The sequence below is a fragment of the Enterococcus sp. C102(2024) genome, from assembly GCF_040888205.1.
GTDB classification, from domain to species: domain Bacteria; phylum Bacillota; class Bacilli; order Lactobacillales; family Enterococcaceae; genus Enterococcus; species Enterococcus faecalis.
The window spans coordinates 178,298-199,661 of record NZ_JBFOHH010000001.1; the positions used below are offsets into that span (position 1 = coordinate 178,298).

Consider the following 21,364-nt stretch of genomic DNA (forward strand, 5'->3'; position numbering starts at 1 on the left):
TGTCTATTTTTTAATTTTGTTGCGCTTACGACGAGTAAAACCCAAAGATTCTCTTTTTTCCCGAAAGCTGCGGATATTCTGATTGAAAACCTCAGAAGCGACTAAGCCTAACGCAATTGCCCCAGCAATCATTACAGCTTGCACGGTAAAATAGGCACCTTTTTCATAATTGCCAATTACGATATTCCGAACAGCTTGATAAGCTAAGCCACCAGGTACCAATGGAACAATACCAGGAATATTAAAAATCGTGACAGGCATTTTCAATATTTTTGAGAATAGGTAGCTTACTGCCGCAACACCGACAGCACCGATAAGGGAACCTAATGCCGCATTTCCACTAAAAACTTCAACGATTACCCAATAAAGCATCCAGCTTACACTACCAGTTAGACCACAAGCTACCAGTGATCGTCGAGGAACATTAATAATAATTGCAAACGCCGCAGAAGCTAAAAAACTAAAGATAAATTGTACCAAAACGATTCCTAGCAAGTAAGTCACTCCTTTTAATAGAAAAGTTGAAAGACAAAAGCAATGCCAAAACCAATCATTCCTGAAGTCATTAATGCTTCAGTCCCACGAGAAACACCCGATAAGTAGTGTCCAGCTAGCAAATCGCGAAGAGCATTGGTAATTTGCACACCAGGCACTAAAGGCATGACACAACCAATGATGATTAAATCTTGTGATTGTCCAAGTCCCAATTTGACTGAAAGAATAGCGGCTGCACCAATGAACAGCGAAGCTAAAAATTCAGATAAAAATTTAATCTTGAGAAACTTTAAACTAAAATAATAAAGACTATAGCCGCAACCACCAATCAGAAAAGTCAAGAACAAATCGGACCAGACGCCACCAAAAAGAATCATAATTGTAGCGCTGACAACGGCCGCACTAACAATGCGTGCGCTAATTGGAAAATGTCGGTGTTCACTATCAATCACTTTTAGTTTATTCAGTAATTCCTCTAAAGAAAAATCACCAGCCACATAAGCACGAGACAGCTGATTCACACGAGAGATTTTTTCTAAATCAATGCCACGTTTCATTACTTGAACCATACGAATCGTGGAGGTTCCATCTATGCCAACAAATAACCCGGTTTGTGTCACATAGCTAACCATTCGATAGTTGCCAGAAGCAAGCGCAATTCGGCTCATTGTATCTTCAACACGGTACATTTCTGCATCGCTTTCTATCATAATTTTACCAGCTAACAAACAGGTTTCTAAAAGTAAATCCAAATGAGCAGGAGTCATTGAGCAAGCCTCACTTTATGTATTTTCTTCTAGTGTACTACAAACGAACCAAAAAGAGGAAATAAATAACAGCTGCAATCGAAAATTTACATCGTAAACAGATTGTTAGCGAATTGTAACATTAAAAGGCTGATATTATTTAATCATAGATATTTAAAAGTTTTCAAAAGAAAAACGTCGATTTTTTCGCAAAATGAATTGAAGGGAAAGGTGATATTCTGGCGATTTAGCAGACCTTTATTCTTGTTTTATAAAGTTGTGTATTTGTTTTTATAATTTTAAAATTATCGATGGCTGTCATTTTTTTACGAAGCCTTTATTAATAAAAGACTAAGAAATAACAAAAAAGAGAGAAGGAGAAGAAATTTTGTTTGTAGTTTCGGTTCTTTTCTAGTAAAATGAAATTGTATAAAAGTAGAAGTGAGGTGTAGTAAAATGGGTTTTACAGACGAAACAGTACGCTTTGATTTTGATGATAATCGAAAAAAAGCAATCAGTGAAACGTTAGAAACCGTATATCGGGCATTAGAAGAAAAGGGATACAATCCTATTAACCAAATAGTAGGGTATTTACTTTCTGGGGACCCGGCTTACATTCCTCGTTATCAAGATGCTCGAAACTTAATTCGTCGTCATGAACGTGATGAAATCATGGAAGAATTAACCAAATATTACTTAGCGAACCACGGAATCGATATCAAATGAGGATCATGGGGCTAGATGTAGGTTCACGGACAGTCGGTGTGGCTGTTAGTGATTTATTAGGTTGGACAGCACAAGGCATCGAAATTATTCGCATCAATGAAGAGGAAGAGAACTTCGGTTTTGAGCGATTAGGTGAATTGGTGAAAGAATACGAAGTCACAAAATTTGTCGTAGGTTTACCGAAAAACATGAATAATTCCATCGGTCCTAGAGCTGAAGCATCCATGGCATATGGTGATAAGATTCAAGAATTATTTCAATTACCTGTTGACTATCAAGATGAACGATTAACAACTGTCCAAGCAGAGCGTTTCTTGGTGGAACAAGCAGATGCTTCAAGAGCCAAAAGAAAAAAAGTGATTGATAAACTAGCGGCAGTAATGATTCTACAAAATTATTTAGATGCACATAGCCGATAATTATCGAGCTTTGAATACATCAAGGGAGAGAAGAAGAATGACAGAACACAACCACGATCATGATCACGAAGGACATGAACACATTACTTTAGTAGACGAACAAGGAAATGAAACATTATACGAGATCTTACTAACTGTTGACGGTCAAGAAGAATTCGGTAAAAATTATGTTTTATTATATCCAGCAGGAATTCCTGAGGATGAAGATGTTGAATTGCAAGCTTACTCATATGTGGAAAACGCAGAAGGTACAGAAGGCGATTTACAGCAAATCGAAACAGACGCTGAATGGGATATGATTGAAGAAGTTTTCAATACATTCATGGCTGAAGAAGAAGAGTAAAACTGTAACGAGAGAAGCGCTACTTCTCCTATTGAGAAGTAGCTTTCTTAATAATAATTGTTATAATGTGCATGTTGTTTCTATCATAAGATACTATCGCTATCATTGAGTGTGGTGAATAAAGAAGAACAGTAATGTCTAGTTTTACAAGATGTTGTAAAAACGTAACATCCTTGTAATGACGTTAATTTGGTAACTATCTAGCATAATTTATAATTTGTGTTATACTAAGTATGAGGTTTTGGAAATACTGTTAATTTTATAATATTAAATAAAAAAATGGCTCCACCTACTGGCATAGGTAGAGCCGTCAGAAATTCAGTTAAACAAACACGTAATTATTGGTGTGGTGCATTGCCACGAACTGAAATTCCAGTTAATAAAGCAAGTAAATCAAACATATATTTCACCTCCTTTATTATGATAGCTTCATTATAACATTATCTGTAAAATGATGGTATGTTTAATACAAAAAAAATAGAAAGATTGGAGTTTTGACTGTGAGAGTAGCGGGAGAAAAAATCAAAACAGCGCGTAAAAAGAAAAAATTATCGCAAGCTGAATTGGCAAAAGGAATTTGTACACAAGCAACAATTAGTAACATTGAAAACAAAAATGTGTGTGACAGTTTAGACATTTTCTCATCTGTATGTCTACGTTTAGACTTACAAGTAGAAGAATGTATCGAAGGTTCTAGTGAGAAAAAACTCGAAAGCTTATTAAATAAAGTAGAAGAATTATGCTTTTACTTTAAGCACGATGAAGCCTATGATTTGTTGAAAGACTATCCAGATGATATCGAAAGTTCAAACAGAATTTTAGAAACAAAATTTTTCTATTATAAAGGAATTACGAGTTTATTAGGTAAGAAAAATAATAGCGAAGCATTGTTCTATTTACATCGTGGTTCTGAAATTAGTCGTGATATTAATATTTATAATATTTTGAGTATGAATGCGATCGGTATTTTATATGAATTAGAAGATGATATTGAAAAAGCAAAAGTTTATTACGATAAATCTTTACAATTGCTAAGCGAATTCAAATTAGATTATCCATTAGAGCAATGCCGTATTTATTATAATACCGCAAAATTCTATTCATTAATTAAAGACTATGCAAAGAGTATTGAATTAAGTGATAAAGGAATCGAAATTAATCGGACGCACAGTTCTATTTACTCTTTAGATTGCTTATTATACGAAAAAGCTTTTAATAAACAAATGCTAGGACTAGATGCTGTTGAAGATTATCGTATTGCATACTACTTTACACGTTTCTTTGAAAATAAAAAATTACTTACTTATATTGAAAAAGATATGCAAGAGTTTAACATCAGTTTTAAATAATAAATTATTGTTTCAGATTTTAAAAAGAACGACCTAACTCAAGAGGAGTTAGGTTGTTCCTTTTTTCTCTTTTTAATTTGTTTCTTTGATAGCGTTACGGACGCTTTCGGCGACGACTTTTGCGACTCCTTCTTGGAATGGATCGGGAATAATATTGGTCGGCGTGAGTTCATTATCGGGAATCAATTTTGCAATACCTTTGGCAGCGGCAATTTGCATTTCAATCGTAATCTTTTTCGCCCGAGCATCTAAGGCACCGCGGAAGATACCAGGGAAGGCCAACACATTATTAATTTGATTCGGAAAGTCACTACGACCAGTTCCGACAATATAAGCGCCTGCCGCTAAAGCTTCATCAGGAAAAATTTCAGGAACTGGGTTAGCCATTGCAAAAATAACTGGCTGCTCATTCATCTGTTGAATCCACTCAGGTTTTAAAACACCTGGTGCCGAAACACCAACAAAGACATCAGCGCCTTCAAGAGCAGTAGCTAAATCACCGGTACGGTGTTCCCGATTGGTTAGCTTCGCAATTTCTGCGTGGTGTGGTGGCAGAGCTGTATCTGTTTCGCTCAGAATCCCTGTACGGTCAACAATGATAATATGTTTTACACCAGCAGCTAAAAATTTTCTTGTGATCGAAAGACCAGCGGAGCCACCGCCGTTGATTACCACATGAATGTCCTCTATTTTCTTGTTGATTAATTTTAAGCTGTTGTACAAAGCCGCTAGAACAACAATCGCTGTCCCGTGTTGATCATCATGGAAAACGGGAATATCTAGTTCATCGATTAAACGCTCTTCAATTTCAAAACAACGAGGAGCGCTGATATCTTCCAAGTTAATCCCTCCAAAGGTTGGAGCCAAAAACTTCACTGTTTGGATGATTTCTTCAGTATCTTGTGTATCTAAAACAAGGGGAATCGAATCCACACCAGCAAAGCGTTTAAACAATGCAGCTTTTCCTTCCATGACAGGCATCGCTGCTTCAGGACCAATGTTACCTAAACCTAAAACTGCTGAACCATCACTGATAACGGCGACGGTGTTTTTCTTTGTTGTTAATTCGTAAGCGCGTTCTTTTTTTTCATGTATGGCAGAAGAAACAGCCGCAACACCTGGTGTGTAGGCAATTCCTAAATCTGCTTTTGTTTCAATCGGAACTTTAGGGCAGACTTCTAATTTCCCCCCAAATTTTTTTGCTTGCTCAATCGCTAATTCTTTTACATCTTTTGTTGACATATCATTTTCCTCCTAAATAATTCACTTATAGTTAAAAAAGCATTCTAAAAATAGCAGTCATTGTTATTACTGTAATGGCACCGCCTAAACGTGTCGCAACTTGTGCAAACGGCATTAAGTTCATTCGATTGGCTGTACTTAAAATAGCCACATCGCCAGTCCCACCCATACCACTCTGGCAAGCGGAGACAATGGCAGCCTCAACGGGATTCATATTCATGAAGCGTGAAACGAAAAATCCTGTAGCAATAACAGTGAAAACGACACTAATTACCACAACAAAATATTGCCAGCTAAGCATTCCTACGACATCTTTTAAAGGAATATATAACATACCTAAGCCGACCATTAACGGGAACGTAAAATTGCCAGAGATAAATTTATAAAGCTGTTTTGATCCGCGTTGGGTTTCTTTCGGTACTACGTTTAAGTATTTTAAAAAGGCTGCGACAACAATCATCAAAACAGGACCAGGAAAGCCTGTTAAGTGTTGCAATAAACCGCCTGTAATAAATAAGGTACACGCAATTAAAACACCAGCGCCCATTAATTTTACATCAATTGGTGCTTTGTCTTCTTCTAAAGCATCACTTAAATCATCTGAATTGGTAATTTTAATCAACTGACCTTGTCCAGAAAGTTCAGGGCGTTTTTCTCCTAAACGACTAAGTAAACCTGAACACATAATAGCAAAAAAATTACCAATAATGGTTGCGGGAATTAATTGCCCCACTAATTGTTCACTTGGCAATCCAGTAATGGCACCATAACCAAGGGATAAAGGAAGAATGCCTTCACCAATTCCACCAGCTAAAACAGGAGTGACAATATAGAAAAGGCTATGTTTCCAACCGAGACCTAACAGCGTTCCAACAAGGGTCCCAACGCCCATTGCTAAAATCATTCCTAATGCCATCGGGACAATCATGCGCATTAAACCTTGGACTAAAATTTTGCGGTTCATTCCAAGGATACTTCCACAAACTAAACAAGCAATATAGAAATAGAGAAAGTTTGCTTGTTTCATTAAAATATCTGTTGAGTCTAAGACATTTTGGTTGAGTAAATTGAAAAAGACCATAATTGATGGTACTAATAAAGATAAAATTGCGGGACCGCCAAAATGTTTCAAAATAGGAATATTTCCGCCAATTGTTCCAAGTAACCAACCCATTGTTAAAATTACGGCAAAACCACCTAACATATTGACTGGTAGTTGTTCTAATAGAGCCGTAACAAGAATAATGCTAGCTGTTACAAGATAAACAGGTAACGTAACCGAACCAATCCTCGTTTTGGTTAATTTGTTGCGCCAATCTGTTTCGTTAGCAGCTGTTGCGTGCAATTTCTTTTCCATGCTATTTCCTCCTATAACTTTAATCTATATTCATCATAATGTAAACGTTTTCTGTAGAGTAGATTATTTAATTAATTTAACTAAAGAAAAGTTTTTTAACCAAATCCTCCTATGCTATACTTTATTTGAAGAGAAAAGAGGGATGGAATGAAGCGTGGCGGGAAATTATGGTGCTTCTTATCAGTGATTTTTATTGCAACATTAATTATTATGATTACTTTCTTTTACGGAGTAACGACGGTCCAAACAATTAAAGAAGTTCGTAAAAACCAAGAGCAAGCACTTTTAGCCGTCGGGGAACAGTTGGCTATTGAACCGAATGTTATTGAAGCCTTAAAGAATGATCACTATTCAGATGAATTGGAAGCGTATACGGTTCGTTTAGGTGAAATCCATCAGTTGGATTTTATCGTGATTATGAATATGCAGGGGATTCGTTTAACACATCCTGATCGCCAAAAAATAGGTAAGCATTTTGAAGGTGGCGATGAAGTGCGAGCATTAAAAGGGGAGGAACATTTATCTGTTAGTCAAGGGAGTTTAGGAGAATCATTACGAGGTTTTGTCCCAGTCTATGATCAAGGAAAACAAATTGGGGTTGTGGCAATGGGCATTAAAATGACCTCGCTTTCACAATTGATTGAACGAACAAAAAATGATTACACAGTGAGTGTCCTTTTAAGTGTTGGTTTTGGCTTTATATTAGCCATCGTGGTTTCTTATTATTTAAAAAAACAACTTCACGATTTAGAGCCAAGAGAAATTGCTCGTCTATTAGAAGAGCGAAACGCCATGCTTGAGGAAACGAAAGACGCAATCCTTGTGATTGATACCGATCAAAATATTTTATTAGCAAATATTGAAGCAACTAAAATGTATCATAATATAACAAATAGTGAAGAAAATTTACTAGGAAAGAAACTTTCAGCATTGGTTTTATCTCCTGAAAAATTAATCGTACATTCAAAAACAGAGCAATTCTATCGTCAAAATGGCCAGGATTATTTCGTCTCAATCGCCCCGATTAATGTCAGTAAAAAAACAATTGGGCATGTTATCTTTCTGAAAAATGCGACGGAAACGTTTATTGTCGCAGAACAGCTTGTCAGCACAACAACATATGCTTCGGCATTACAAAGTCAATCACACGAATTTATGAATAAGATGCATGTCATTTATGGCTTAGTAGATTTAGAAGATTATGAGGCGCTAAAACATTATCTAGCCGATTTATTGAAACCAGAAAAGGAATTTGCACAGCGCTTAGCTATTTTGGTTAGGAATCCTATTCTAGCAGGTTTTTTAAGTGGGGAAAGAATCAAGTTTGCAGAAATTAAAACACAATTAGCTATTGAAATTTATCCAGAAATTCCACCAAATAAACGAGATGAAGATACGCAAAATTTGATTGCTATCTACCGTTATATTCATCGTTTCCTGATGGAACAACCGTTACCAGAAGAGATCATTGAAACCATTGATTATCAGCCAGGAAGTTTGACGACGACTTATTCGTTTGCTTATCCAAAAGAACAACTGGAACGCTTTGAGCAAGAGTTTTTCACTTCTTATTTGGCAAGATTATTAGAGAATGCGGAAGCGACATTGACTTGGGAAAACCAACAAAACAATTGGCTTGTCATTCGCATAAATGTTCATTACGAAGGAGCAGAGGAAAATGAACCTATTGATTATTGAAGACGATCCTATGGTTGCATATATACATCAAAAATATCTTGAAAAATTAATTCACCAACCGACTATTTTTACGGCGGCAACAATTGCTGAAGGTCTACAACTAACGGAAGAAAAACAACCAGCACTTGTTTTATTAGACGTTCATTTGAAAGATGGCAACGGCTTGACCTATCTGGCAACAATTAGAGATGAAAAAATTGATACAGAAGTCATCCTGATTACGGCTGCCAACGAGTTGGAAAACGTTAAACGAAGCTTACATTTAGGCGTTTTAGACTATTTAGTTAAACCCTTCTCTTTTGAACGATTTCAACAAAGTATCGAAAACTATCAGAAAAAAGCTGCTCAATTCACGCTGGAAACGGAGGAGCTTTCGCAAACAAAAGTGGACCAATTGTTTCATTCTTTACAGACAAACGCACGTAAAAATGAACAAGATCTTCAAAACCTGTCTTTAGAAAAAGGACTAACACAAGCAACATTACAATTATTGTTAAAAAAAATAGACGAATTTACCGACTATTTTACGATTCAAGAATTATCAGAAGCGAGTCAGCTTTCACATGTTTCTGTTCGCAAATATGTGTTGTTTCTAGAAAAAAATAACCTTTTAGAAAGTAAAAATAGCTATTTAAAAGTGGGGCGTCCCTATCAATCGTATCGGAGAATTTAGTATTTTTTATTTTTTAGTAAATAAAAAAGTAATTGAAAAGTGGTGAAATACAGAGGATACTCCTTTTTATTCTCATTTAAAGAACTTAATTGAGAATGGAAAAGAGGATATTATTTGTTATTTTTTGAGAATATATGATATTCTTTATTATGTAAGAAATAATATTATATGGGAGGAACGAGCGATGAAAGTTATTGTTTTAGGATCATCACATGGAGGTTATGAAGCGGTAGAGGAATTACTAAATCTTCATCCTGATGCAGAAATTCAATGGTATGAGAAAGGTGATTTTATCTCATTCTTGTCTTGTGGCATGCAGTTGTACCTAGAAGGAAAAGTGAAAGATGTTAATTCTGTTCGCTATATGACTGGCGAAAAAATGGAGAGCCGTGGTGTAAATGTCTTTTCTAATACTGAAATTACAGCGATTCAACCAAAAGAACATCAAGTGACAGTGAAAGATTTAGTGTCAGGTGAAGAACGTGTTGAAAATTATGATAAATTAATCATCAGTCCCGGAGCTGTCCCATTTGAATTAGATATTCCAGGTAAAGATTTGGATAATATTTACTTGATGCGTGGTCGTCAATGGGCCATTAAATTAAAACAAAAAACAGTAGATCCAGAAGTCAATAATGTGGTTGTGATTGGTAGTGGTTATATTGGGATTGAAGCTGCCGAAGCATTTGCAAAAGCCGGCAAAAAGGTTACTGTTATTGACATTTTAGATCGTCCATTAGGGGTATATCTAGATAAAGAATTTACAGATGTTTTAACAGAAGAAATGGAAGCCAATAATATTACCATTGCAACTGGTGAAACAGTTGAACGTTACGAAGGCGACGGTCGTGTGCAAAAAGTCGTTACAGATAAAAATGCGTACGATGCTGATTTGGTCGTTGTAGCGGTTGGCGTCCGTCCAAACACTGCTTGGTTAAAAGGTACCTTAGAATTACATCCGAATGGCCTAATCAAGACGGATGAATACATGCGGACAAGTGAGCCAGATGTATTTGCAGTAGGGGATGCTACGTTAATTAAATACAATCCTGCAGGCACAGAAGTAAATATTGCCTTAGCAACGAATGCTCGTAAACAAGGTCGCTTTGCTGTGAAAAACCTAGAGGAACCAGTTAAACCTTTCCCTGGTGTTCAAGGATCTTCTGGCTTGGCCGTCTTTGATTATAAATTTGCTTCAACAGGGATTAACGAAGTCATGGCTCAAAAATTAGGAAAAGAAACAAAAGCGGTGACAGTAGTAGAAGACTACTTGATGGACTTTAATCCAGATAAACAAAAAGCTTGGTTTAAATTAGTGTATGATCCTGAAACAACACAAATTTTAGGCGCTCAATTAATGTCGAAAGCAGATTTAACTGCAAACATTAATGCTATTTCATTAGCGATTCAAGCCAAAATGACGATTGAAGACTTAGCCTATGCGGACTTCTTCTTCCAACCAGCGTTTGACAAACCTTGGAACATTATTAATACAGCGGCTTTAGAAGCGGTGAAACAAGAACGTTAATAAAACAAGACAAGAACGATGCTGAAAAATAGTATCGTTCTTTTTGTATATTTTCAAAAAAATAACAACGAACTTTTACTTTTTTTCTAAAACAAAGAATTTTTTTACTCTTACTAAAATTTCAAAATGATGTAAAAATAAAAGCAGGTCGCAAGTGACCAAGAAATTTTAGGAGGAATTTTAGAATGAAAAAACAAATTTTAGCAAGTGTTGCATTAAGTGCATTAACATTAAGTATTGCAGGACAAGCAGTTTATGCAAATGAAGCAAACTTACAAGACACGCAAGCTGATGTAACTTTAAAAGCAGGTTCTGGGAAAGATGTCAAACCTGTCGTTGATCCAACAGGCGATACAGATGAAGATCCAGCTACGGGCGCAGAAGGCGCGTTATCAATCCCGTACGCTTCAAGTATTAGCTTTGGTGAACAAGAAATCCAACAAGGGGATGCCACTTACTTTGCACAAAATGAAAAACCATTTGTCCAAGTTAATGATACTCGTGGAGGTGCAGAAGGCTGGGCATTATCCGCATCCATATCAGAATTTAAAGGTGTAACAAATCAAAACGTTTTAAAAGGTGCACAATTAACCTTGGCAAATGGTCAAGTAACTACAGAAAGTAACCAATCAGAAGCACCAACAATTGCATCAAATAGTTTAACACTAAATGATTCACTACAACCAGTAATGTCAGCTGAAAAAGGCAAAGGTGCAGGCGCCTGGGCTGCCTTATTCCAAGGGGAAAAAGGTAAAAATGAAAATGTAAAACTTTTTGTACCACGTGCAGGTGTTGAAGCACAAGCCTACACAGCAACGATTACATGGGGTTTATCTGATGCGCCAGCGTAAGACTTTAAAAAGATGGGGAACTTTTATTCCCATCTTTTTTCTTAGTTTAGTTAGCTGGTTGGTTCTGTGGTCTGCACCGGCTTCTGCTGAGGAAAATCAGATTAATTTTGAAGCAGAAGCTATTTTACCAGAAAACCAGCAATCTTCCGTCAGTTATTACGATTTGAAAGTCTCCCCTGGAAGCACACAAGAGTTTAAATTACGCTTGAAAAATGTAAGTGATCAACCGATTAAAGTGCGTGTCGATGCAAATAATGGGCTGACCAATAAAAATGGCGCTTTAGACTATTCGCAACATGGAAAAAAATTATTAGGTAGTCCTACATTTGAAGAATTGATTTCGCCGTCACAAACAGTCGAATTACAAGGAAAAGAAACAAAAGAAGTTTCATTTCAATTAAATGTCCCTAAAAATGGTTTTGAAGGAACGATTTTAGGTGGATTTTATTGTTATGAATTAACAGATGGAAAAGAGAAGGAAATAAAAGGATTTAGTTTAACGAATAAATTTGCTTACACAATCGGAGCAAAACTTGTTGTTGAAAATAAAAAAATGGAACCAGCATTTCAGTTAACAAAGGTGAAACCAGGTTTAGAAAATGGTTATTTAACACTGTTCGCGACAATTGAAAATCCAGAACCAGTTTTAATGAGCCAATTGAAAATGAACGCCTTTGTTACTAAAAAAGGAAAAAGTGAGAAAATTCGTGAGTTATCAAAACAAATTTCTGTGGCACCACGTAGTCAATTTGAACTTCCAATTAGTTGGAATGATGAAGCCTTAAAAAAAGGTTTATATGAGTTGACGATTCAGTTGGAAGATCAAAACAGTAAAAAGTGGACATTGAAAAAAGCGTTTGAAATTAAAGGTGAAGATGAAAAATTGAATGAGGAGGCAGTCAAAGTCACCCGACCTGCTTCGAATATTCTTCTGTATCTTGTGATAGGAAGCTGTATCTTAATTATTTTGGCGTTATTTATTTATATTTTAAAACTACGCCAAAATAAATCATAAATAGGGAGGCTTTAAAATGAAAAAAAGAAGTGGGTATCTTGTGTTCATGCTAGCACTCTTTTTTTTAGCAAGTGCTAATAGTGTACATGCGCAGCAAGTAGATTCAGAAGTAGGCATAACATTTTATCAGAAAAATTATAAGGATCAGGTAGTGCCTTTTGAAAAAATAACCCCAGTTAATGAAGCCAAACAACCCAATCGAGAAACGATTAACTCTGATAAAGGATTAATCAATCAACTTTTACCCAATACGGGAGAAAAACAGCAATTGGAATTACTAACTATCGGTTTACTTCTTATAAGCATCATCCTGTTTGTAGTGGCTCGAAGACGAAAGAAAGGATGGAAAGCAGATGAATAAGATTGCTAAAACCTCATTCGTTTTTATAATCACGTTGATTGGGTTTGCTTTAGGACCGCAAATTGGTGAAGCAACTGAGTTAGTCAAGAAAATTTCAAATCACACAAAATTGTCTGATTATGGTTACTTTAAGGCCTTGCCAGGTGTCTATACGCCAGCTTCCCATACTTTTGTCATGCAATCTGGGGCAGAAACAGAAGTCATTCCACTTGAAGGCAATGTGAACAGTAGTCAATTAACAGTTGATGAAAATTCTCCTGCAGGGAGTGCCATGATTCGTAATGTGGGATGGTATCAAGGGAAAAAGGTCAGCATTAAAGTTTCACTGTTGAAAAATTTGTCAAATCGAGCGGGGGGAACAATCTTTTTTGAAAAAGAACGTTTCTTAACACTATCTCTCCTTGGAGATGTGAAAGTGACATATGAATTTTTTGACGAAGAAAATCAACCGATACAAGTAACAACAGCAGTAAATACTTATGATTTGAGTAAAAAATACTATTTTGGCGTACAATTTCCTATTCAATCACTCTATTCATCTAATCCAACCAATATTTTTTCTAGAACATGGAATGATGAAAGTGGTGGTTATTGGGTAACTTATCATAACGAAACGGAAACCGATGCCATCAATAGTCAAAAGCAACAGCTACAAATTTTAACTCGACCAAAAGAAAAATTAACCTTTATTTATCGAAATTGGAATAACAATCAGCCATTAGAAATTCCTTATCGTACAGACTTTGTGGCAAAACCTGAGTTTGGCGGGGCCTTAGCAAATTCTTTAACGTTAGAGAAGCCGCAACCTGTTAGTGAATTAAAGGCCCAACAAATCATGCCGAATGTTGCAGAGGATCGTAAATTAAGTAATTTAGAAGTACGTTTTAACTTAACAAATCTCTTGCAATCACAGCAATACGAGCCAGGTAATATCAACATTCAAAACTTTAATGGTGAAGATGTAACGGCTTTGTTCTCACAAGAGATGCAAGGCGAAGAATTAGTATTGACTGCCTTACAACCACAAGATAGCCGGTTAACTGCCACGACTTTACTTTATACAGTCGCCGTGAAATGGCGTGAAGATGCCCCAGCAGTAGATAATCGTTTCATTGATACAGAAGGAAATCTGACATTACCTTATACAATCCAAACAAAGGCCACCAATAGAGATAAAGTGTTTAATCAAGCGACCGAAGGCATGTTGAAAGTGAATTATAACAGCAAAGTGAATCTTCTTTTTGTCGACGAAAATAATCAACCATTGAAAGAGCCAATGAGTCAGCCAGGTATTTTAACACAAGCATTTGATGTATCATCTGAGTATCCTGAAATCCCTGGATATTATCCAGTTAAAAATCCAGTGGAACAAGATCAAGGAACGTTTAAACAAGAAGAACAAACAATCGTTCATCGGTATCGTAAAAATTTGGAATTTCAATTGAAAAATTCAGTAGAGGCAATACCGGTTTCTCGCTTTACTAAAGAAGCTGAGGTGGCGTATTCTTTAAAACACGAAGCAGGAAAAACGATTCGCGTAATGGCACGTTTCGGTGGAGAGGAACAATTAGTAAAAGAGTATCCAACAGCACCAGAGACTGTTGACGATCAAGTGAAAATGAAGATACCAGATAATTGGCTTGACCAAGAAGTTGAATTTTACGCAATGAATGAAACTGGACAAGTTTCAAATAATGAAAAAAAGATAGTCAGTCTGGAAAAGGGGCCGCAATTAAAATTACCTGACGTTCTTTCTTTTGGACAACTAGAAATCCCTGTAAAAGATAGCTATGTCAAGCTGCCACAAGAAGCAGAACTGGCTATCACTGATGAAAGCCAGTTAGATAAAAGTCAATGGAAAGTCAAAGTTAAAATGCAACAAATGATGAAAAATCAAAATAATCAAACATTGTCAAAAGGTTTAAGCTTTATTAAAGAGGGCAAACGGACACCGATTAATGACGTCGAACAAACTATTGCTAGTGGCAGTGGAAGTCAAATGTTGAATTTAGCAAATACACTTGAATTAACTTTAGTTCCAAGCGATGTCGCGGGTAGCTATCAAGGTCAATTAGTTTGGAACTTAGAAGATGCCCCTATTTAAAGCTAGATAAAATTTCCGTTAAACATGACTTAATAATTGAATCAATTGAAATCAAGCACAGGTGCTAAGGAACTTCTTTAGCACCTGTTTTTTTGGGGGCAAAAATTTACCTCTTGCAAAAAGAAAGTCGTATAATTAATATGACTAAGTTATTTATAAAAATTTAGAAATACAGGAGGTTGATAAAGTGCATACATTTTTAACGAAATCTTCTCAAAAGAAAATTCGTCTATTTAATTATCTCTTAGAAAAAAACAAGTGGCGAACCATTGCAGATTTAAAAGACTTACTGAATGCTTCTTCAAAATCTATTCTATTGTATGTAGAAGAATTATCAGACATTTTTAAACAATTTAATGGGAAAATTGTACTGAAAAATGAAAATAATCAACGATTTTATATGTATAAAGATGCTAATTTTCCTATCTATAATGTTTACTTGCATTACTATCGTCAATCTTATAATTTCAATTTGATTGATTATATGTACAAATACCCAGACAGAAATTTAGAAGACTATGCAGATGCGCAATTTACAAGTGTTTCGACTGTTTTTCGGTATGCCAAATTATTAGTAAAATATTTTAAAAGATATCAAATGACCTTTCATACGTTCTCTTTAGAACTAGAGAATCAAGAAAGCATGAGTCGTTCTTTTTATTATTATTTTTATTGGCAATCTTCACGTACAGGTGACTGGCCATTTACGATTTCTGAAAAGTTGATTGAACAATATATTGAACAATTTGAAGAGGTATACGATATTGAATTGTTACGTTTGCCGAAACGAATTTTTTCTTATTGGCTAGCAATTGTATTAGAACGTGCACCACAAAAAAGAGTGGAACTTTTAGATGAAATTAAACAGGTAGCTGATTCTGATAAAGCTTTTCCTTTAGTAAAAATGTGGCTGAAGAAGTGTAACTTATCGCTGCCTGAAGAAGAGATCTATTTTATATATCGAATTATCTACTCGTTTGGAGTGATTGATGGTAATCCTCGCTATGAAGTTAGTCATGCATTAGCACATAAATTGCATCATACTACGTCTTACCAAGCTGTATTGCTATTAAATAACCTCACGCAAAAAGACTATCAATTTCAATTGGATTTGTCAGATTCTGAATTAATTTTTAACTTTGTGGCATTCCACGAGCGAAGTCAATTCTTTTTCGGTAATACTGATTTATTTTTCAATCAGTCTTATATTAATGAAATTAAAAGACAAAATACGGAAATAGCCCAACTGATGGAGAACTTTCATCGAGATTTGCAAGAGCAGGCAACAAAAGAGGTCAAAGAAATTTTAAAAAATTGGGAACAACTTTTCTTAAACTATTACTATGTTTTAGATTATTATGATTTGTTGTTAAAGAAATTGACGCCCATTAAGATTTTAATTGCAGACGATTTACATCATACTCATCGATTATGGTTGATGAATAAAATAAAAAATTATTTTGGTAAAGCTTATCCCTTGGCTTTTTATGATTATGAAGTAGATGCATCTGAAGTCGATTTAGTGATTTCTAACTATTATTTTGATACAAAAGGAACGACTTTACTACTGATGAAAAATATACCAACAGAACGCAACTGGCGGAATTTAGAGAAAATTCTTTATAAAATAACCCATTGCAATGATAAATAAAGCTACTTTTTTGCGAGCTTTACATTTTAAATTAATAACATATCGACTACTATTAATTTTGTTTACTTACAAAAGCAACATTGGCTAACAGACAATTTTAGTCAGTTTAGAAACAGCGCTGAAGGATAATTGCCGGCGCTGTTTCTTTTATTTTTTTTCCAAATAGCGGATTTTTTTACACTAAAAAATGATTATTTTTCTTGCTATGCTAGTAATTGAAAGTATAGAAAGGAGCGGGTAGTAATGGTTGCATTTGGTATGGTAGTAATTAGTGTTAAATTAATAGGGATTGGCTTGTTTTGCTATTACGAACTAAAGGCTGAAAAAAATTGTAGTTAAGGAGTGTTGCTAATGCAATTAGAAAATATTTCAAAAACCATTGATAAAAAAGAAATTCTAACAAATATTTCAATTACTGTAGAACCAGGTGAAATTGTAGGTTTAATTGGTCCAAATGGTGCAGGTAAAACGACTACAATGAAAATCATGAGTTGGTTAATTGTTAATTTTCAAGGTAAAGTCGTTGGACAAGAACGGATTGGTGTTTTAATTGATGGACCTAAATATTTTCCAAATAGAACAGCAAGAGAAAATCTTAATTATTTTCGTGCTCTTTCAAAAGAGAGTTATTCAGTTGATTACGTAGAATCACTATTTGATATGAAAAATTACGGGAAAAAGAAAGTCAAAGATTTTTCTTTAGGTATGAAGCAGCGCTTAGGAATGGCGTTAGCTTTAATTAACAAAAATGAGCTGCTTATTTTAGATGAACCAATGAACGGTTTAGATCCAGATGTCATACAAGCGACCATTCAGACACTAAAGCACTTAGCAAAAGAGTTACATATAGGGATTGTCATTTCCAGTCATATTTTAGGGGATCTAGATAAGTTGTGCGATCGAGCGTATTTTATTAAAAATGGAGCAATTATTCAAACAGTCACTTTAGGAAAAGAAGTATCAGTCTATCAATTTACCTTTGATGAAGAAAACGAAGACAAAGTGAGTGAAATTAGTGCTCTTTTTGATGGCGTAGAACAAAGACATCCTCTTTGGTTAATTTCGGAAGAAGATTATCCGTTGTTCTTGAAAGAGTTGGTTTTAAACGACATCATTCCATTAGAAATGAAAAAACATGCACTAAATTTAGAAGATGTTTATTTTTCATTAGTAGAAGGGGAGTAAGAGATGAAAGTAAAAGCTGTGTTAAAACAAGATATTCAGCGCAGAATTTTTTTGTTTTCTGGAAGCTATCTCATTATGTTTGCCATTTTAGGGTTAGTTCCACCATTTTTAAATTATTTTTTTGGCGATATGTTTGATGTAAATGATTATATCAGTGCGATGAATTTTATTAACAGCTTGCTATTACCGATTTTAGTAGTGTCCTTTGTTGTTGACGATCAAGGCTCACGAATTAGTGATTATTATTTTAAAACGAGGCAAGGTCGCCATCTTTATTTGTTCTCGCTGTTGATTTGTGGACTATGTTTGGGCTTGTTAGCTGGATTTTTATTAATCGGTGTTTGTGCTCTTTTAAGCATGGTTCTTTCAGTAGCTATTTCATGGAAAGTGTTGACTGTCCTATTAGCTTCTTATATACTGTTGCCGTTATTCTACTTAGTTTTAGGTATAACAATGTATTTATTCTTTCATATACAGGGAGTGACTTTAACGATCTTTAATTTAGTTTTTGTGATGATTGTTCCTATTTTAATAAATATTGGAGCATCAACTATCGGATGGGTCGTTCTTTTGCAGTCTCCTTTTTACATTTTAACATTTTTAGGGATGGGTTCAGGAACGATGGATGAATTATTTTATTGTTTAGTAAGCATACTAGTGTTATACGGAATAAATCATTGGAAAATACTACGAATTGATTTTTGAGTAAGGATAGTTCGATTTAAGATTTTAAAAGCATGTATCAGACGTATTTTATTGTCTGATACATGCTTTTACTTAGTTATTCAATTGATTTTTCAACTCTTGTTGGACACGATTTAATTCTTGTTCATCCACACGTTGATAGGAAACACCATCTTGCATAAAACCAGTACCTTGAAGTTGGTCTTGTTTCACTTTACCAAAGGCACTGCGATAATCTAAGGCAATTTTTTTCATGTCATCAAAACTTAAATCTGTCTTCATATTATCAGAAACAGCTGTTAAAATTTCTTGATAGTTGCTCACGCTATTAAGACTTAAGACTTTTTGGACGATGCCTTCAATCACTTTTCTTTGACGTTCTTGGCGGCCGTAGTCACCATTAGGATCTTCGTAACGCATTCTTGAATAGGAGAGTGCTTGTTCACCATCCAATGAAATTTTACCAATCGTAAAATCATACCCGTCTTGAGAAAAAGTCAGATTATTGTTCACTTCGATTCCGCCAACCGCGTTGACTAATTCTTTTAAACCAGCCATATTAATTGAAACATAATGATTAATAGGTATGTTTAAATAGTTTTCAACTGTGTCCATTGCTAAAGATGCCCCACCAAAAGCATAGGCGTGATTCAATTTATCTTGTTTTCCTTGACCTGGAATATCTACATAGGTATCGCGAGCAAGACTGACTAAGGTTGTTTGCTTGTCACGAGGATTAACTGTTGCAACAATTGTTGTATCCGAACGACCTTGCTCGACACGCCCATCATCGCCTGTATCGATCCCTAATAATAAAACAGAAAAAGGCTCCTTATTGTTTAAATTGACCTGACTTTTTTTAGATCGTTCTACTGTTTCATAGGTTTTATCCATTGATTTAGAAACATCCCAATAAAGTTTTGCTCCCATTCCAACAACTGCAAGAAATAGAACCAAGATAATTCCAAAGATAATGGCAAAAATTTTCTTCCCTTTTGACATATTTTTCCTCCAATAATTTATCACAGGTTGTGATTTTTTTCTTATAGGTTAATCTTACTAATTTTTAGTGAAGAAGTATATAATAATTGTTGAAAGACTATAAAACTTTAAGGTATTTTGCATTATTTTTGCTTAATCTTTTGAAATATCTCAATTCTATTAAAATATGCGAATTAGTATATTACACGTTTTCAAGGTGTTTCATTGTTGATTAATTAGAATTTTAGTGGTATTTTTGTATTTGTAATTAGTACAGATTTTAATCGGAGGTATAACAGTGAGTAAAAAAGGATCAGATATCATAGTAGAAAGTTTAATCAATCACGAAGTGCCCTATATTTTTGGGATTCCCGGTGCAAAAATTGATGGGGTTTTTGATGCATTAGTTGACAAAGGTCCAGAATTAATTTTAGCTCGACATGAACAAAATGCAGCCTTTATGGCACAAGGGATTGGTCGTTTGACGGGAGAGCCTGGCTTAGTTATTGCAACTAGTGGACCTGGTGCCAGCAATTTAGCAACTGGGTTAGTAACTGCGACTGCAGAAGGGGACCCTGTTTTAGCATTGGCTGGACAGGTGAAACGGTCCGATTTGTCAAAATTAACTCACCAAAGCATGAATAATGCTGCATTATTTAGCCCAATAACAAAATTCAGTACAGAAATTCAAGATCCAGAAACATTATCTGAAAATATTGCCAATGCTTACCGTATCGCCAAAACAGCGAAAAAAGGTGCAACATTCTTATCGATCCCACAAGATGTCACAGATAGTCCGGTGACAGGCGAAGCAATTAAGCCTTTGTCGGCTCCGAAACTGGGCCATGCATCAGCAGAAACAATCGCAGCTTTAGCTGAACGAATCAAGCAAGCGAAATTACCTGTTTTACTTTTAGGAATGCGGGCCTCTGCACGAAAAGTTACCGCAGCCATTCGTGAATTGGTTGCTATAACTGGTTTGCCAGTCGTGGAAACGTTCCAAGGAGCAGGAATTATTTCAAAAGAATTAGAAGAACATTTCTTTGGGCGTGTTGGTTTATTTCGAAACCAACCTGGGGATCGTTTGTTAAAAAGAAGTGATTTAGTGATTGCGATTGGTTATGATCCAATTGAATATGAGGCACGTAATTGGAACGCAGAAAAAGATGCGCGCGTTATTGTCATTGATGAAGTTCAAATGGAAATTGACCAATATATGCAACCGGAAGAAGAGCTAATTGGTGATATGTCTAAAAATATTTTGAAATTATCAGAAGCATTTAGTGAACCAATATTAACAGAAGATGCGCAAGATTATTTAGAAACGCTTCAAGAAAAATTAACGATTAAAGAAGTAAAAACAAGTACAATTGAAAATCGATTACATCCATTAGAAATTGTTCAAACGCTTCAAGAAAAAACCACGAATGAAATGACAGTTACTGTTGATGTAGGGAGTCACTATATTTGGATGGCTCGCCACTTTAGAAGTTATGAACCGCGTCATTTATTATTTAGTAACGGTATGCAAACATTAGGTGTCGCTTTGCCTTGGGCAATCTCGGCTGCGCTGGTTCGTCCGAATACACAAATTATCTCTGTTTCTGGGGACGGCGGTTTCCTATTTTCAGCGCAAGAATTAGAAACCGCGGTTCGTTTAAAGCAAAATATCGTGCATATTATTTGGAATGATGGTAGTTATGATATGGTTAAATTCCAAGAAGAAATGAAATATAATCGATCCTCTGGCGTAGATTTTGGTCCAGTTGATTTTGTGAAATATGCTGAAGCTTTTGGAGCCAAAGGGGTTCGAGTGCATTCACAAACAGAATTTGCCGCAGCTTTAGAAGAAGGAATGCAAACAGAAGGCCCAGTGATTATTGATGTTCCTGTGGATTATTCAGATAATCAAGAATTAGGTAAAACATTGTTACCAGATCAACTTTATTAGGAGAT

At 35.3% G+C, this 21,364-nt stretch carries 20 protein-coding genes; 15 read left to right on the forward strand and 5 right to left on the reverse strand.

Going from position 1 to position 21,364, the window contains the following annotated elements:
* Positions 1-3: 3 nt before the first annotated feature.
* Both AB3I34_RS01005 and AB3I34_RS01010 read right to left on the reverse strand, forming a co-directional pair.
* Positions 4-504 carry a threonine/serine exporter family protein gene (locus AB3I34_RS01005; protein WP_368027827.1) on the reverse strand — a complete coding sequence of 167 codons (501 nt, stop codon included), beginning with the start codon at positions 502-504 and terminating at the stop codon, positions 4-6.
* Positions 505-509: 5 nt separating this feature from the next.
* Positions 510-1,262, reverse strand: a complete 753-nt coding sequence (locus tag AB3I34_RS01010; RefSeq protein ID WP_002357938.1) for a threonine/serine exporter family protein — start codon at positions 1,260-1,262, stop codon at positions 510-512.
* A gap of 435 nt (positions 1,263-1,697) precedes the next feature.
* Between AB3I34_RS01010 and ireB the strand changes: the two genes are divergently transcribed.
* The 4 genes from ireB (at position 1,698) to AB3I34_RS01030 (ending at position 4,078) form a co-directional block, all read left to right on the forward strand.
* On the forward strand, positions 1,698-1,967 hold the full coding sequence (gene ireB / locus AB3I34_RS01015) for a regulatory phosphoprotein IreB (RefSeq protein ID WP_002357937.1): 270 nt from the start codon (positions 1,698-1,700) through the stop codon (positions 1,965-1,967).
* A complete protein-coding gene (gene ruvX, locus AB3I34_RS01020; RefSeq protein WP_002357936.1) occupies positions 1,964-2,386 on the forward strand; it encodes a Holliday junction resolvase RuvX in 423 nt (140 codons plus the stop codon). Before ireB ends, ruvX begins: the two co-directional genes overlap by 4 nt.
* A gap of 37 nt (positions 2,387-2,423) precedes the next feature.
* Positions 2,424-2,729, forward strand: coding sequence for a DUF1292 domain-containing protein (locus AB3I34_RS01025; RefSeq protein WP_002357933.1), 306 nt, complete (start codon positions 2,424-2,426; stop codon positions 2,727-2,729).
* A 500-nt stretch (positions 2,730-3,229) separates the two neighbouring features.
* Positions 3,230-4,078, forward strand: a complete 849-nt coding sequence (locus AB3I34_RS01030) for a helix-turn-helix domain-containing protein (RefSeq protein ID WP_002385984.1) — start codon at positions 3,230-3,232, stop codon at positions 4,076-4,078.
* A gap of 72 nt (positions 4,079-4,150) precedes the next feature.
* Here AB3I34_RS01030 and AB3I34_RS01035 read toward each other — a convergent pair whose 3' ends face one another.
* Complete coding sequence (locus AB3I34_RS01035; protein ID WP_085444135.1) at positions 4,151-5,320, reverse strand: NADP-dependent malic enzyme; 1,170 nt, start codon at positions 5,318-5,320, stop codon at positions 4,151-4,153.
* Between the two features lie 31 nt (positions 5,321-5,351).
* A complete protein-coding gene (locus AB3I34_RS01040) occupies positions 5,352-6,677 on the reverse strand; it encodes a 2-hydroxycarboxylate transporter family protein (RefSeq protein ID WP_010712318.1) in 1,326 nt (441 codons plus the stop codon).
* Between the two features lie 147 nt (positions 6,678-6,824).
* On the opposite strand from AB3I34_RS01040, the gene AB3I34_RS01045 reads away from it, so the two are divergent.
* From AB3I34_RS01045 to AB3I34_RS01090, 10 genes are all read left to right on the forward strand, one after another.
* Positions 6,825-8,375: a sensor histidine kinase gene (locus tag AB3I34_RS01045; protein WP_085444136.1), complete on the forward strand. Its 1,551-nt coding sequence runs from the start codon at positions 6,825-6,827 to the stop codon at positions 8,373-8,375.
* The gene (locus AB3I34_RS01050; RefSeq protein WP_010712319.1) at positions 8,356-9,048 is read left to right on the forward strand and encodes a response regulator; all 693 of its coding nucleotides are present in this window, start codon (positions 8,356-8,358) and stop codon (positions 9,046-9,048) included. Before AB3I34_RS01045 ends, AB3I34_RS01050 begins: the two co-directional genes overlap by 20 nt.
* Before the next feature lie 184 nt (positions 9,049-9,232).
* On the forward strand, positions 9,233-10,576 hold the full coding sequence (locus AB3I34_RS01055) for an NADH peroxidase (protein ID WP_010712320.1): 1,344 nt from the start codon (positions 9,233-9,235) through the stop codon (positions 10,574-10,576).
* A 185-nt stretch (positions 10,577-10,761) separates the two neighbouring features.
* Positions 10,762-11,427, forward strand: coding sequence for a WxL domain-containing protein (locus tag AB3I34_RS01060; protein ID WP_002366498.1), 666 nt, complete (start codon positions 10,762-10,764; stop codon positions 11,425-11,427).
* Positions 11,414-12,442 (forward strand): DUF916 and DUF3324 domain-containing protein, encoded by a 1,029-nt coding sequence (locus AB3I34_RS01065; RefSeq protein WP_010712322.1) that lies wholly within the window; start codon positions 11,414-11,416, stop codon positions 12,440-12,442. Before AB3I34_RS01060 ends, AB3I34_RS01065 begins: the two co-directional genes overlap by 14 nt.
* A 16-nt stretch (positions 12,443-12,458) precedes the next feature.
* On the forward strand, positions 12,459-12,803 hold the full coding sequence (locus AB3I34_RS01070) for an LPXTG cell wall anchor domain-containing protein (protein WP_002366500.1): 345 nt from the start codon (positions 12,459-12,461) through the stop codon (positions 12,801-12,803).
* Positions 12,796-14,907 (forward strand): MucBP domain-containing protein, encoded by a 2,112-nt coding sequence (locus tag AB3I34_RS01075; protein WP_010712323.1) that lies wholly within the window; start codon positions 12,796-12,798, stop codon positions 14,905-14,907. The genes AB3I34_RS01070 and AB3I34_RS01075 overlap by 8 nt, the downstream gene beginning before the upstream one ends.
* 187 nt (positions 14,908-15,094) lie before the next feature.
* Positions 15,095-16,558, forward strand: a complete 1,464-nt coding sequence (locus tag AB3I34_RS01080) for a helix-turn-helix domain-containing protein (RefSeq protein WP_085444137.1) — start codon at positions 15,095-15,097, stop codon at positions 16,556-16,558.
* Positions 16,559-16,909: 351 nt separating this feature from the next.
* The gene (locus AB3I34_RS01085) at positions 16,910-17,743 is read left to right on the forward strand and encodes an ABC transporter ATP-binding protein (protein ID WP_368027829.1); all 834 of its coding nucleotides are present in this window, start codon (positions 16,910-16,912) and stop codon (positions 17,741-17,743) included.
* A 3-nt stretch (positions 17,744-17,746) separates the two neighbouring features.
* Positions 17,747-18,448, forward strand: a complete 702-nt coding sequence (locus AB3I34_RS01090; RefSeq protein ID WP_085444139.1) for a hypothetical protein — start codon at positions 17,747-17,749, stop codon at positions 18,446-18,448.
* 72 nt (positions 18,449-18,520) lie between these two features.
* Here the strand turns inward: AB3I34_RS01090 and AB3I34_RS01095 are convergent, their stop codons facing one another.
* Complete coding sequence (locus AB3I34_RS01095; protein WP_002390119.1) at positions 18,521-19,429, reverse strand: LCP family protein; 909 nt, start codon at positions 19,427-19,429, stop codon at positions 18,521-18,523.
* Positions 19,430-19,706: 277 nt separating this feature from the next.
* Here AB3I34_RS01095 and alsS point away from each other — a divergent pair, with 277 nt between their 5' ends.
* Positions 19,707-21,359, forward strand: coding sequence for an acetolactate synthase AlsS (gene alsS / locus AB3I34_RS01100; protein ID WP_002371300.1), 1,653 nt, complete (start codon positions 19,707-19,709; stop codon positions 21,357-21,359).
* Positions 21,360-21,364 lie beyond the last annotated feature (5 nt).